Source organism: Leptospira noumeaensis (assembly GCF_004770765.1).
GTDB lineage: Bacteria > Spirochaetota > Leptospiria > Leptospirales > Leptospiraceae > Leptospira_A > Leptospira_A noumeaensis.
The window spans coordinates 91346-104850 of record NZ_RQFK01000009.1; the positions used below are offsets into that span (position 1 = coordinate 91346).

Consider the following 13505-nt stretch of genomic DNA (forward strand, 5'->3'; position numbering starts at 1 on the left):
TCCTCCCGTGGGTTCTTTTTAGTTTTAAAGATTATGCCACATACTGTTCCAAAAAAAATCTCTCACCAAACATCAACTAAACGAGAACTCACTAAAGAGAAAATCTATCAATCTGCTATTAGATTATTTCAAAAAGAGGGTTATGAATCAGCAACGATGCGTAGGATAACGAAGGAAGCTGGGGTATCATTAGGACTTACGTATTATCATTTCAAAACAAAGGAAGAAATTGTTTTATATTTTTACAGAGAATCACAAATCGAAGTCAAACAACTATCCACTCTGTTCTTCAAGACCACTCGGGATTTTAAAACAAGACTCAAATACATCATCTTAACTCAGTTAGAAAATTTTTCAGAGTATAAAATGTTTTTACAAATACTAGCAAGACATGCAGGAGATCCAAGCCATTCGTTATCTCCATTTAGCCCCGAGACAACTCTCATCAGACAAGAAGCCGTAGGTATCATTTCGGATGCCTTAGAAACATCGAATTTAAAAATTAGAGATGACCTAGCTAAAATTTTGCCAGAGTTACTTTGGATGGAACAAATGGGGATAATCTACTTTTGGCTTTCTGACAATTCTAAGTCGTATATTAACACTAAACTTTTAATGAATGATTCATTGGAGCTGACATTCAAATTGATCAAACTTTCAAATTTCCCTTTGTTTAAAAACGTGATGGGCCCAATCTTTCGGATGTATCGATTGGTAAAAACAAATCCTGTGATGAAACATCGTTAATCCAATTCTTTCTAATGTGTGGATGATAAATTCGAAGTGTTTGAATATAAGTTTTGTCAGAACTTTTTTGGATGTTTGGATAGAATTAAAATTTCATTCCACTCGTTTGCGGTAACGAATGTAAAATCTTTCGAATTTAGAATTGTCCCAAAACTCCACAGCTTCCTTGTTTTGCAAAATGGCCCGAAGTTCGATTGCCGGAATGGATTTTTCTTTGCACCAAAGGTCTACATCGTTCAATAGTGCAGACATATACCCTTTTTTCTTTTTCCCAAGTTTGGTGACGGCAAGATCGATAAACAAACTTCTTTCTTCTTCGAGGTGAGGTTTTTCTTCCACTCGACCAATGAGTAAGGAAACAAGTTCAGAATCGGCGAAAAACCCACGCATATAGACTTTTCCTGTTCCAATCAGTTTGAAATAAATGTCTGTGAATTTGGTTGCGGCGCGGGGCCGAATGCGAAACAAACCATCTAACTCGAGTTCGTTTACTTTTCGGTAAAACTGGTTTACGAGTTCGATGGTTTGATTTCTATCAGATTCTGTTAAATCTCGAATCACCTATACCATTCTGTTTATGAGGTAAGATTTGATTTCTGTGACTGCAATCCTTTCTTGTTTCATTGAATCCCTTTCACGAATGGTGACGGTTCCATCGTTCATGGTATCGTAATCAACGGTGATACAAAATGGAGTTCCAATTTCGTCGTGACGGCGGTATCTTTTTCCAATGGCACCACTATCATCGTAATCTACATACCAATGGTTACGAAGGTCGGCATAAATTTCTTTAGCTTTGGAATCCAGACCGTCTTTTTTCATCAGAGGGAAAATGGCCACTTTCATAGGACTCACTCGTTTTCCAAATCTTAAGACAGTACGAATGTCGTCTTTTTCTAATTTTTCTTCTTCGTAAGCATCACAAAGCACTGCAAGGAAAAGTCGATTGAGGCCGAGTGCTGGTTCTACAACATAAGGAAGGTATTTTTTCTTCTGATCCAAATCATGGTATTTTAAATCTTCGGAAGAAAACTTTTCATGTTGGGTAAGGTCATAATCAGTTCTTGAGGCTACACCCCAAAGTTCTCCCCAACCAAACGGATATTTGTATTCAATATCACTTGTGGAATCGCTGTAAAAAGAAAGTTCTTCTTTTTCATGTTCGCGAACACGTAAATTCTCTTTTTTAAGTCCCACTACATTCACAAGCCAGTCCATACAGTAGTCCACCCAATACTTGAACCATTCTTTTTGAGTTCCTGGTTCACAGAAAAACTCCATCTCCATCTGTTCGAACTCACGAGTACGAAAGATAAACTGGCGAGCCATGATTTCGTTCCGGAAAGACTTTCCAATTTGTGCGATTCCAAACGGAACTTTTTTCCGCGCGATTTGGGTTACATTTTTAAAGTTAATAAAAATCCCTTGTGCGGTTTCTGGACGAAGGTAAATGTCTGTGGCTCCTTCTTCAGAGGCACCATGAGATGTTTTGAACATCAAATTGAACTGGCGGGCATCAGTAAAACTTCCCACAGTTCCGCAAGTAGGGCAGGCGTATCCTTTGTCTCGAATGGTGTTTGTTAGTTCTTCTAAACTTTTTCCAGTGGCAGCACCTTCACCTTCTTTATCTTCCAAAAATTTATCCACTCGCACGCGAGTTTTGCATTTTTTGCAGTCCATTAAGGGGTCGTTGAAGTTGGAAATATGGCCAGAAGCCTCCCAAACACGAGGGTGGAGGAGGATGGAGGAATCAAGGCCCAAAACGTCGTCCCGTCTGTGCACAAAGTATTCCCACCAAAGTCGTTTTAGATTGTTTAATACTTCAATTCCATTCGGACCATAGTCAAAAGTATTGGAAAGGCCTCCGTAAATTTCGGAACCTGGGAAAACAAATCCCCTTCTTTTGGAGACTGCGACTATGGGTTTGAGCGACTGTTCTTCTTTCTCTTTCGGCTGTGCCATATCCGCCAAATTTTTTGTTTTCCATGAAAATTCAAAGTATTTTCCTTGAGATAAGACTAAAGAATGGATTCGGCAAAAACAAAACTACTCTCTCCCTGGGCTAAAAAATCCTTAACCTTCTTCCTTTGGATGTCCCCTATGTTTTCACTAGGGCCTTTTTTGGCATTAGGTGTCCTATTTGCTTTCCCGAATGAGTTCCGACTCCGCCTTCGGGCATTGGCAGTGATCGCTGTTTATATCCTATCATGGATTGTTTTTTATCCCATCGAACTTGTGCACAGGTCAGGACTTGAATGGGAAGCTGTGATCAACGAATTCCTCGCGAAGGAATCTAGAGGTCTCCATTTAAAGTTTGGATTTGTGGTGGTTTGTTTTCTTTTACTTCTCGCAAACTATATTCATAGCAACAAGAGAAATAAAAAAAGAGAATCCATAAGAACGGCCCGGTTGCAAACGGAACATCCTTATGGAACGATCCGCACAGAGATGCGAATTCGTGATGCCAAATTTGATACCTTACTCCTCATTCTTTTTTTGGCTCTCCTTCTTAATTTTGGATTCCAATACATTTCTGAAAAATTACATCCTATCAAATCCATGTCGCCTTTGGCTCCACTGGCTGATGTCTATCAGTTTGTATTCAATTATTCCATTTCCCTTTGTATTTTGTTGTTTAGTTTCAATCGAAATAAAATTCCATCTTTAATTTCAAAACCTTACTTACGTTATATGGAGGGGATTCGTATTCGAGAAAGGTGGAAGGCTGCAGTGGTGTCTAAATCCCGGTTCCCTTTTCGCCTTGAACTGATCGTTAAAGAAAAAGCAAAATTCAGAGATCGTATCCTTCCCGGTTTTGGACATATTTTTGTCTATGAATACTGGCGTGGGTTCCCTATTTTATTTTTAACTTTATTACTATTTTTATTTTCTGCGGTTTGGATATTTTCTTATTTAAGCCCTATATTCGGGATTCAGTTTTTGGCCGGATTTGGATTAAAACCTGGAGTACCAGATAAAGACTTTTTTATCTCATCACAAAACATTGCGTATGCGGGTTTTTCATTATTAGCCCTTATTGCAATCTATGTTTATTCTTCATACCTTTTGGAAAAATCGTTTAGTTTAGAAAATTTAGGTGTTAAGGAAGACAAAGTAGGGGAGTCCGAACCGTTTTTTAAACCAGGACTTCGGAAAGGGTTCCGAAATGTACTTCCTTTATCTTTGCTCTTTCATTTGATTTTGATCTCTTTAGTATTTCTGATTCCGATTACCCTCCAACGTGGCAAAAAGAAAGAACAATCAGCGCAAAAAAATGATCACTTCCGTCCTGAAAAAATGGAATTCTATTTTATCGATCCGAATGTTCCTGATGATACCAAAGGATTGAATGGTGGGGTAGTTACTGGAAATGAAACAGAAAACAAAGAAAAGGGTGAAAAGATCTCCAATGAAAAAGTAGCGGACAATGGGCCTGTCAAAGGCCAGATCAAAAAAATCAGAGGGAAAAAAGTCCCACCTACCTATTCCAATTATATCTCCGCAAAAATGCGAATTCCAGAAAGTTATATGGACTACTGGGCCAAAGCCCCTCATCCCTATTCCTCAGTGGTGGCTTATACCATCACCCAGGATGGGGATGTGATTGATGTGGAACTTGTGGAAGGATCCGACTATCCAGACCAAGACCTCCGTACCTTACAACTTGTAGAAAGTTTAGGGCCACTCATGCCACCTCCAGGCACCAAAAACGACATCCGAGTCACAGAACTTTTTTGGAACGGCCCGATTGACCCTGAGTTTGTTCCCACACAACTCCAAAAAGAAATGATCAATTTATTTGACGGCCGTTATATGGAAGAGTTACCAGAATGAAAGAAATTGGATTTTTTGATTATTTGATTGGTGCTCTCACGGTAGTTCCATGGGCCATTGTGATTTGGAAGGCCTACAAACCAAAAAAAGGGTGGCAGGAAGTTTTAGGAATTTTACTCGCACTTTTTTTTGGTTGGCTATCAACAGATCTTATCTTAAGACTTCATCCCATCCTTTGGCCAGAAGCAGACTTTACTCCAAAGAAAAAAGTAAGTATGCTCACCCAAACGGCTCACTTAGCATTCATCCAAGCAGGGATCACCGAAGAGGCATTCAAAATATTTTTTATTATGATTTTGTCTTTTGTTTTGGGTTATGATAAAAAAACAAAAACTTTCTCACCGAATGTAGTTTTGTTTGGTTCCTTTGTGGCCATGGGTTTTTCTTTTATCGAAAACACTCACTACATTGCTAGGGAACCAGACGAAAAAAAATTAGATTTATTTTTTGCCCGCACCATTCATTCATCTAACATACATTTACTCATCAATCTTTGTTTTGCACTTTTTCTATTAAAGAGCAATCAACAATCAGAATTTGCAGGCAAACGTTTGTACATAATATTTGGATTTGTACTTTCGGTTTTACAACATGGAGTTGTGGATTTCCTGTTGATTCCCGGCGCTACGATTGGCCTTTGGATTGCGACTTCCCTATTTGTTGGAATATGGGTTTGGGTAGTAAATGATTGGCGGACTTTAGTTGTCGAAGAGAAGTCAGAATCATTCGAAATTTTAGGAACTACAGAGGTTACTGAATGAAGTCTTTAAAATTAGGAATCGTTTTATTCACTCTAGTTTTATGTATATCTGGATTTACCCTATCAACCTTTGCACTTAATTCTAATAATACGAAACAAAATGAAGTTTACTGTAAAAATTTTCAGTCTGGAATTTTTGTGAATACTTGTTCTTCTGGGCATAGTTCTAAATTCAAACGACTCAATGGAATTCAGATTCAAGAGTATGGTTCCTATTATTTAAGGGAAAAAAATCATTGGACTGCGGCATGTGCTTACACAAATACACTTCTCGGAACCAATGATCCTGAAATTCGTGACTACATCGGGAATAGCATTCATATAAAAATGATAAATGTTACGAAAGTAAGTTACCGAACTCAGGAAGATGACAACAGTGATGCCAATACTTTTTGTGAAGTGAAAAAAGTAGGTGAGATTGATCCTTCTTCTATTTTGTAGATAAGAATACTCGAATACCCGCTTCAGAGTATTCTTCCCAATCCATTTGATACGTTCTGATTTTTGGAATTTCTGGATGGTTCCAAATCTCTGCCCAAAACTTAGGAACCACTTCTTCGGGAGCTCCCGGTTGGATCTGGAAATAACGACCAGATTGTGATTCAACCTGTACTACTTCCATTCCTCGAAGTGGAATTGTTTTTGCATCCACTGCATAACCTAACAAAAAATCATAAGCCCCCGTTTCATCAGAGGCATAGTTAAAATAAACAGCAAAAAGCGGATCAAACTTTCGTAGAAGTTCCATCTGTTTCGGAATATCTTCTTTATAAAACGTAGAGTAAACTTTTGGAATCTGTATGTCTGCTTCACCGGGCGCGTTGGAAGTCCGGATCCGAAGCCCCATCACTGAGAAACTAGCCGTTTTTACCAATGGTTCCGTCACTTCAGACATAGAGAAAAAGTTTCAGTTTCCCAAAAAAACGCAACCTTTTCTTATAGAAAGGTTTGACAAACCAGAGGTTCCAGTACATATGGTAAATACTCCTGGTGATTATGGAGAGAAGGTAATACCCGTTCCCATTCCGAACACGGAAGTCAAGCTTCTCATCGCCGATGGTACTATTGGGTTCGCTCAATGGGAGAGTAGGACATTGCCGGGTTAGCACTAATAACTCAATAAAAAAAGGCCGACCGAAAGGTTGGCTTTTTTTATGTACCAAAAAAAATCCATTGAACGAACCCAATAGTACCGCTTGTAACCAGTCGTTCGCGAAATGATAGACTTGCGACCCATAGGGAGCAAGGCTCGGACACTCGCCCGCGGAGCGGAAAAGCGAGTGGGGGTGGAAGTAGGACATTGCCTCTGTTAGTCATTATTGTTTATTAAGGCGTTCATGAAAGTGAGCGCCTTTTTTATTTGTGGACGCTCTGTTTGAGCCGGCTAATGTCCGCGACTTTTGGCTACGCTTCGCTGCTACGCCCGCCAAAGTCACCTGCTCGTTCCCTATGGGTCACTGCGCAGGATTGGGGGTTAAATCTTTTGCTCTTTTAAAATAATTAACAAAATCTTACCATTAAGAAAATCACTCTGTGGTTAGATACCATATGTCCGCGACTTTTGGCTACGCTTCGCTGCTACGCCCGCCAAAGTCGCCTGCTCGCTCCCTATGGGTCGCTGTGCAGGATTGCGGGTTAAACTTTTTTTTAAAGATTTTCCGGCATGATTGCCGGGTGGATTTCATTGTTAAGAAAGGCTGACTTTAAGGTTGGCTTTTTTTATATGTTGATCGCAGTTTGATTTTTTCAATTCCTAGTAAGGAATTATTTGTAAAATTAAATATTGTCATCTACAGTCTTTTATTATTGAATCTAATAACAAATTATATAAATGAACGTTTGAAAATTTTATTAAGATGCTAAAAGAATGTTTAAAGATTCTTGCTTATAGATGTTAATTCTCTCTCCAAGATTATATCCACAAGAACCAAATTTTGATCATGTATATCGTAGTTGTGCTTGTTATTCCTAAAAAACAACTAATGTAATGATTAAAAGAAAAACATTACCTATTTATGATCGTTTTATTTGAATTAAGTTGCTTTTAGAAACGTTAATTTGTGTAAGTATAGTATCCGAGTGGCAGTTTTGTAAAGAAGCAGCGGTCACAGGTCCTCTAATTTAAAAAATGATTTTCGCAGAAAAGTCATTTCCTAGGAGGGAAGACGCATGACCTCAATCAAGGACACAGAGGCAGTTTTACAAGTTGTCTTATACTGCCAGTGAAATATACATAGGGAAATCTTCACGTATCAAAATGAGGTTTACTACAGTAAAAACTTAGAATAGTAAAGTCTTCCCATTTTTAGAAGAACATAATGTTCTCATCAAAACAATTCTTACTGAAAATATACATGAATACTTTGGAATAACTTACGAAAATCCATCGTATTCAATATCTATGGAAACGTCCAAGGTCATACTTTCGATGTAAGGTTTTAATAAACTTTATTGTTCAACACAATATAGCTTCCTCGAGCTTGTACAGGTGCTGTTGCCAAATGCGATTACACTTGCTATCGTTTTTTCAATATGCGATCCAAAGGCAACATTTGCTCCGGTTGTAGAAAAATTGGAACAATCATTTACACTGTTTGTCCAATTTGCATTCAAACCAGTAATTGTAAAATTTGTGCCAGTTCCGACCGATAAAACTTCATTCGTCAAATCTGATTCGAAGATTCCGTTTACACTTGTATTACCAATCACAGTTGTCCCATCAGCTCTGCGATATTCCTTATTGGGTTTGAGTACCCAATCAATATGTTCTGATGTGCCGCCAGTGGCGCAATTAGCGTAAGTACAAGCATTGCGATTTGTTCCATCGGCAACCATCGCTTTGTAAGTACCACTACCAGAAGGTTTGTTTTCGTCGGAATTACATTGATTATCTAATCCTGAAATACCAACATTCAGAACAGCATTTGATTTGGTTACATACATTTTACAATGGTCTTTGTTTGTACAGCCTGTATTTGTATTTAAAGCGACTAACATTGTTCCAATTAAAGTATCATTATTGTCTTTATCTTTTCCGCAAGCAACTCCAGTAACGATAACACTTAATAAAATTAACGTTAAATTAAACTCAATAATAGATTTTCTGCTGAATCCTTTCATTTTCATACCGTAAAATAATTGGCACAGAATGATTGGGCAAGATATTTTTAGGGAAACCCCAAGGAAACGTGTGAACGTTCTACTCCTTTTTTGCAGTGATTATCGCTACAATCGATCCATTTGGTAACTACAAAACTTAAAATTGATGGTAAAGCAAAATGGTTCTTATTTTATATCACAGTGAATTTCAAACGATACGAACATTTGAAACCCATTCTGGAGAATTTATTCTAAAATATCAGTTGCTGTTTGATCTCCGATTTGTTCCGCAAGTCCGATGAGTAGTCCTTCCACTCCACGGATATAACAGAGTCGGTAGACATTTCCAAATTGTACCACTTCTCCAACGAGCTCCGCACCAAATTTTGTTAGGCGAGATAACAATTCATCTAAGTTGTCTACTCGAAACATCATACGAAGGTAACCCAGAGAATTTACTGGAGCCGTTCGGTGGTCTGCGATTGTTTTTGGAGAGATGAATTGAGACAGTTCGATGCGAGTGTGTCCGTCGGGAGTCATCATCATCGCAATCTCCACTTCTTGGTGTCCAAGTCCTGTGACTTTTCCTGCCCATTCCCCTGCGACTACCATTCTTCCCTCTAACCTTAGCCCGATCTCTTCGAAAAACGAAATTGCCTGATCTAATGATTCAACGACAATTCCGACATTGTGCATTTCTAATAGTTTACTTTTGCCCATGACCTTCTTTTGGTATGAACTTAAAATAGATCAAGTTGATTTGTGGATATTTTGTTTTTAAGATTTACTTAGAATTAAGTAATAATAAGCCGGGTCGAGTTTCGTTACGACCCGAAGTCTGATTGATTATTGATTTTAAGTTCAAAATATAGGATTTTTAATCATCTCTTGAATTATTAGATTGTGAAGCCGGCTTACATTCATATGGTACTTCGCATAGTTTATTAATCGCAAAATAATATCCATCTATATTAGTGCAGACACTGAATCCTAATCTTCGGTATCGTTCTGCTTCGGGGCTATTTTCACAGATGAGAACTGCTGAAACTAAGCATTTCTGAAATTTTTTCTTTTCTTTGTCACATTTTCCTGTTTTATGTGCGATTTCAGCTTCACAGTTTAAAAGTAGGGAACACATTAAGAGAAAAATTATATATTTACTATGTTTCATTTTAACTCAACTAACTTTCGCTAATTCAATTTTTTTGTAATGAATTTATGACGAATGACTCTTGTTTTACGAAATGTTAAACATATTGTTGATTTAGTCTAGTATTTATCAAGTGTACATTATTTTTAGTTTCAACTTTAAAAATGAAGCTAAATTAATCTGGAAAAAAGTATAGATACGAAAGTCTTACCTCTCACCCCATATCCACCGAGGAACTAACGGTTGTTTTAAATAGTTGAATGACATCCATTCCTTCAGGGAGTACTAAATGTCCTTCAATTGCTAGAGAGGCAATTCCGTGAACAGTAGCCCAAGCACCAAGTGCTCTCGCATGGGCTAACTTTTTATTCACTCGTTCATTGGCAAATGCAGTGTATAACAAACGAAAAGGACGTTGTGAACTTACCCAGATTTCACGATCTGGGCTTTCCAAACTTATTTTTTTTTCTAAATCAATTTGGTTCATCATCAATCGGTATAAGTTTGGATTTGCAATTGCAAACTGGATGTATTCCACACCGTAATGGTAAGCTAACATGCGGCCGGTGACTTTCGTTTGTTTTTTCTGCACGCGAATCATATTGGCTGCCAATTCATCATATCCTGAAGCCGCTACAGCCTGTAGTAATTCTTGTTTCCCCTTAAAATGAGCATAGGGCGCCATATGGGTCACACCGATGGCAGAGGCGATGGAACGCAAAGATAAAACATCGATTCCTTGGTTTTGTAATAAGCTGCGAGCAGCAGTAATGAGTGCTGGGCGGAGGTCGCCATGATGGTAGGGGATTGTCGGTTTAGTTTCTTTTTGTTTTTTCCCGGCCATTACAACCTAATAGGCCACATTGCGGAACTGGTAAAGTCTTTTCGAATATTGATTTGTATGGATTCAGTTAGGGATTCCTTTTTCAGGGAATTCGTTTCTACGGAATATTTTTTCAAAAAAGGGGGTGGAAAAAATGATTGCAATCTTTACAGTGTAAAGATTGGGTGTTCCTCAGAAGGATTACCTTGGGGAGAAAAGATAAATGTCTCACTATGACACAGTCGTAATTGGTGCCGGTAACGCTGGTTTAATGGCAGCCACTCGTTTGCAACGTGAGGGTTCAAAAACCTTGTTGTTAGAGAGGCATAATGTCCCTGGAGGTTGTGCTACATCTTTTGTCCGAGGGGATTTTGAATTTGAAGTTGCCCTCCACCAACTCAGTGGTGTCGGAACAGAATCCAATCCTTTCATCATGCGCCGGGTTTTTGAAGAACTTGGTGTTTTAGATAAAATCGAACTTGTACAAGAACAAGAACTCTATCGGATTATCATTCCAGGAAAGTTGGATGTTACTTTGCCGGCTGATTGGATTGAACTGCAGGATCATCTTAAAAGTCTATTTCCTGAAGAAGGGGAATCCATCGAACGTTTTTTTACGCTTAGCGAAGCTGTAGTCAACGAGTATTATTTTGTTTTGCCTAGGGTAAGGTTATCGAATGATGAAGAAAAAATTAGAACCAAATGTCCGAATTTTTCAGCATACGGCCTTCGTTCCACAACTGATGTTTTGAATGAATTTTTTTCTAATGAGGACTTAATTAATGTAATCACACCTTATTGGAGTTATGTTGGTATTCCCACTACAGATTTGGTTTTTGCAGAATTTATCGGTATGTTATATTTTTATTGCGTGTACAAACCTTGGCATATCAAAGGTGGGTCTCAAATGCTTTCTAGTTCTCTTCTTTCCTCTTTTGAGGAAGCAGGTGGAGAAGTAAGATTCCATTGTGCGGCAGAAAAAATTCTCACCGAAAATGGAGCTGTCCGTGGTGTTCTTCTCGAAACAGGAGAAATGGTAACCTGTGAAGCTGTTGTATCGAACGCCAGTCCACTGATCACCTATCATGAGTTATTAGATCTTGAAACTCCACCGCCTTCAATTCTAAAAGATTTTAAGTCTAGACGAATGGGTGTTTCTGCTGTTTGTCTTTATCTGGGTTTAGATTGTTCTCCAGAAGAGTTAGGATTCACTACAGCCTCCACCTTCGTAATGACAACTTCTAATGCAGAAGTGACTGAAGATCGTATGTATACTTTGGAGGCTCCGGACTGGGGGATGGTGACTTGTTATAATTTCATCGATGAGGAACTTGCTCCTAAAGGAAAAGCGGTTGTCACTCTTGTGGCTTTACAATATGGAGAGGCCTGGAAGGATGTTCCACCTGATCAGTATATTTCCACAAAATATGAGTTTGGTGACAAATTGATAGACCTCGTTGAGCAGGCTTATCCTAAAATCAGAAAACACATAGAAAAGGCTGAAGTTGCCACGCCGATGACGATGATGCGTTATTTAAACACTCCGGGAGGTGCCATTTATGGATTCAAACAGACGTTACAAGATGGTTCCCTTATGAGAGAATCAATAGATGCCATTGATGGGCTTTATTCTTCCAGTAGTTGGACAAGTATGGGTGGGTTCCAACCAACTTATTTGAACGGTTATTATACCGCACGTAAAATTATGAAACAACTTCGTCGTAAAACCAAAACTATAGCTTAGGTTCGGTGAGAAGTAATTCATCAATTAGAATAGAACAATGAATCTCTGATTTATAGGAAACAAAGTATGTTAGATAATAATCAAAAATTAGAAACAAATATTTTAAACTCTGTTGTTGGCTTCCCGGAAGCGGTTTTAAAAAAAGTAGAACTAGAAAACAACGGTTCTAATTTTATAGAAGGAAAAGGTTTGGTTCGCGAAACGATTCGTAGTCTTCACCCCAAACGAATTCGTTTGCGTGTTGAGAATATTCGAATTGATACACCATCTACAAAAACCTTAGAAATGGTTTCAGAAGATGGTAAAAATTTACCTCCTTTCCAAGCGGGGCAGTATATTAACTTATTTGTTTCTCTTGCAGGCGTTCTCACTGCAAGACCATATTCAATTTCGTCATCACCCAAAAATCTAAAATCCTATGAGTTAACCATCAAACGCGCAGAAGGTGGATTTGTGAGTCCCTATTTGTTAGATGATGTAAAGGTCGGACAAGAATTTGAATCCACAGGACCTATGGGTTCCTTCCATCATAATCCACTTTTCCATGGTTTGGATTTGGTGTTTCTTGCTGGCGGATCAGGAATTGCTCCTGCAATGAGTATGTTAAAATCGTTTTTGGCATCACAAGAACCATTTCGTTTCCATATCATTTATTCGAATAGTTATGAGAACGATGTGATTTTTATTGATGAACTTCGAAACTTAGCGGCGGCTCATAAAAACTTTGTTTTGACCGAGTTCCTTTCTCGTGAGGTAAGTTCTGAATACAAGGGTTATCGTGGTCGATTGGATTTTGCCACATTGCAAACATTATTATCTGAACCATCATCTAAGATGTACTATGTTTGTGGACCTACTCCTTTCAACGAACATTGTGCTAAACTTTTATCCGAACTTGGTGTCAAATCTGGACGTATTTTAATCGAAAGTAATGGCCCACCACCAAAGCCGGAAAAAATGGATGGTTGGCCGAATTCTCTCCTTCCGACAAAGGAAGTGAATGTCAAAGTTGGAAACCAAAAGCCTTTCAAAGTAAAAGTAGGGGAACCTCTTCTGAACAGTTTGGAACGAAACGGATATTTTACAGAGAATGCATGTCGTTCCGGCGAATGTAGTTTATGTCGTGTGAAATTAAAATCAGGAGAAGTATTCAGTCCCCCAGAAGCCAAAATAAGAAAGTCCGATAAAAAATTTGGTTGGATCCATTCTTGTGTGGCCTTTCCGATCAAGGATGTCGAAATCCAATTATAAACGAAGACAGAAAAATTGGAGCATTGATTGATCCAAAATTTTGTTTTCGTTTTTCACCGACTTTGATAAAAGAGAATAAAAAAATCTTTTATCAAAG

The 13505-nt window shown here is 38.3% G+C and carries 12 protein-coding genes and 1 rRNA gene; 7 read left to right on the forward strand and 6 right to left on the reverse strand.

Annotated features, from left to right (window positions below; all coding sequences use genetic code 11):
• Positions 1-33: 33 nt before the first annotated feature.
• The gene (locus EHQ24_RS02140) at positions 34-747 is read left to right on the forward strand and encodes a TetR/AcrR family transcriptional regulator (RefSeq protein ID WP_135600060.1); all 714 of its coding nucleotides are present in this window, start codon (positions 34-36) and stop codon (positions 745-747) included.
• A gap of 93 nt (positions 748-840) precedes the next feature.
• Here EHQ24_RS02140 and EHQ24_RS02145 read toward each other — a convergent pair whose 3' ends face one another.
• Positions 841-1308, reverse strand: a complete 468-nt coding sequence (locus tag EHQ24_RS02145) for a GNAT family N-acetyltransferase (protein WP_135600061.1) — start codon at positions 1306-1308, stop codon at positions 841-843.
• Entirely contained in the window at positions 1309-2709 is a 1401-nt protein-coding gene (locus EHQ24_RS02150; protein WP_167483039.1) for a glycine--tRNA ligase, read from the reverse strand.
• Positions 2710-2772: 63 nt separating this feature from the next.
• On the opposite strand from EHQ24_RS02150, the gene EHQ24_RS02155 reads away from it, so the two are divergent.
• From EHQ24_RS02155 to EHQ24_RS02165, 3 genes are read left to right on the forward strand one after another with little or no spacing between them, the layout of a single operon-like run.
• On the forward strand, positions 2773-4581 hold the full coding sequence (locus EHQ24_RS02155; RefSeq protein WP_135600063.1) for an energy transducer TonB: 1809 nt from the start codon (positions 2773-2775) through the stop codon (positions 4579-4581).
• Positions 4578-5342 (forward strand): PrsW family glutamic-type intramembrane protease, encoded by a 765-nt coding sequence (locus tag EHQ24_RS02160; protein ID WP_135600064.1) that lies wholly within the window; start codon positions 4578-4580, stop codon positions 5340-5342. The genes EHQ24_RS02155 and EHQ24_RS02160 overlap by 4 nt, the downstream gene beginning before the upstream one ends.
• Positions 5339-5782: a hypothetical protein gene (locus EHQ24_RS02165; RefSeq protein ID WP_244310269.1), complete on the forward strand. Its 444-nt coding sequence runs from the start codon at positions 5339-5341 to the stop codon at positions 5780-5782. The genes EHQ24_RS02160 and EHQ24_RS02165 overlap by 4 nt, the downstream gene beginning before the upstream one ends.
• On the opposite strand, the gene EHQ24_RS02170 is transcribed toward EHQ24_RS02165, so the two are convergent.
• Positions 5772-6236, reverse strand: a complete 465-nt coding sequence (locus EHQ24_RS02170) for a GyrI-like domain-containing protein (RefSeq protein WP_135600065.1) — start codon at positions 6234-6236, stop codon at positions 5772-5774. The two genes, EHQ24_RS02165 and EHQ24_RS02170, sit on opposite strands and share 11 nt — an antisense overlap.
• A 91-nt stretch (positions 6237-6327) precedes the next feature.
• Between EHQ24_RS02170 and rrf the strand changes: the two genes are divergently transcribed.
• Positions 6328-6444, forward strand: a 5S ribosomal RNA gene (gene rrf / locus EHQ24_RS02175).
• A gap of 1345 nt (positions 6445-7789) precedes the next feature.
• Here rrf and EHQ24_RS02180 read toward each other — a convergent pair.
• The 3 genes from EHQ24_RS02180 to EHQ24_RS02190 all read right to left on the reverse strand — a co-directional run bounded on the left by EHQ24_RS02180 (position 7790) and on the right by EHQ24_RS02190 (position 10434).
• Positions 7790-8461: a DUF1554 domain-containing protein gene (locus EHQ24_RS02180; RefSeq protein ID WP_244310270.1), complete on the reverse strand. Its 672-nt coding sequence runs from the start codon at positions 8459-8461 to the stop codon at positions 7790-7792.
• 225 nt (positions 8462-8686) lie between these two features.
• Positions 8687-9160: a VOC family protein gene (locus EHQ24_RS02185; protein WP_135600066.1), complete on the reverse strand. Its 474-nt coding sequence runs from the start codon at positions 9158-9160 to the stop codon at positions 8687-8689.
• Positions 9161-9804: 644 nt separating this feature from the next.
• The gene (locus EHQ24_RS02190) at positions 9805-10434 is read right to left on the reverse strand and encodes a TetR/AcrR family transcriptional regulator (RefSeq protein WP_135600067.1); all 630 of its coding nucleotides are present in this window, start codon (positions 10432-10434) and stop codon (positions 9805-9807) included.
• A 202-nt stretch (positions 10435-10636) separates the two neighbouring features.
• Here EHQ24_RS02190 and EHQ24_RS02195 point away from each other — a divergent pair, with 202 nt between their 5' ends.
• Together EHQ24_RS02195 and EHQ24_RS02200 are read left to right on the forward strand one after the other, a co-directional pair.
• On the forward strand, positions 10637-12157 hold the full coding sequence (locus tag EHQ24_RS02195) for a phytoene desaturase family protein (protein WP_135600068.1): 1521 nt from the start codon (positions 10637-10639) through the stop codon (positions 12155-12157).
• A 66-nt stretch (positions 12158-12223) separates the two neighbouring features.
• Positions 12224-13408: an FAD-binding oxidoreductase gene (locus EHQ24_RS02200; protein ID WP_135600069.1), complete on the forward strand. Its 1185-nt coding sequence runs from the start codon at positions 12224-12226 to the stop codon at positions 13406-13408.
• Positions 13409-13505 lie beyond the last annotated feature (97 nt).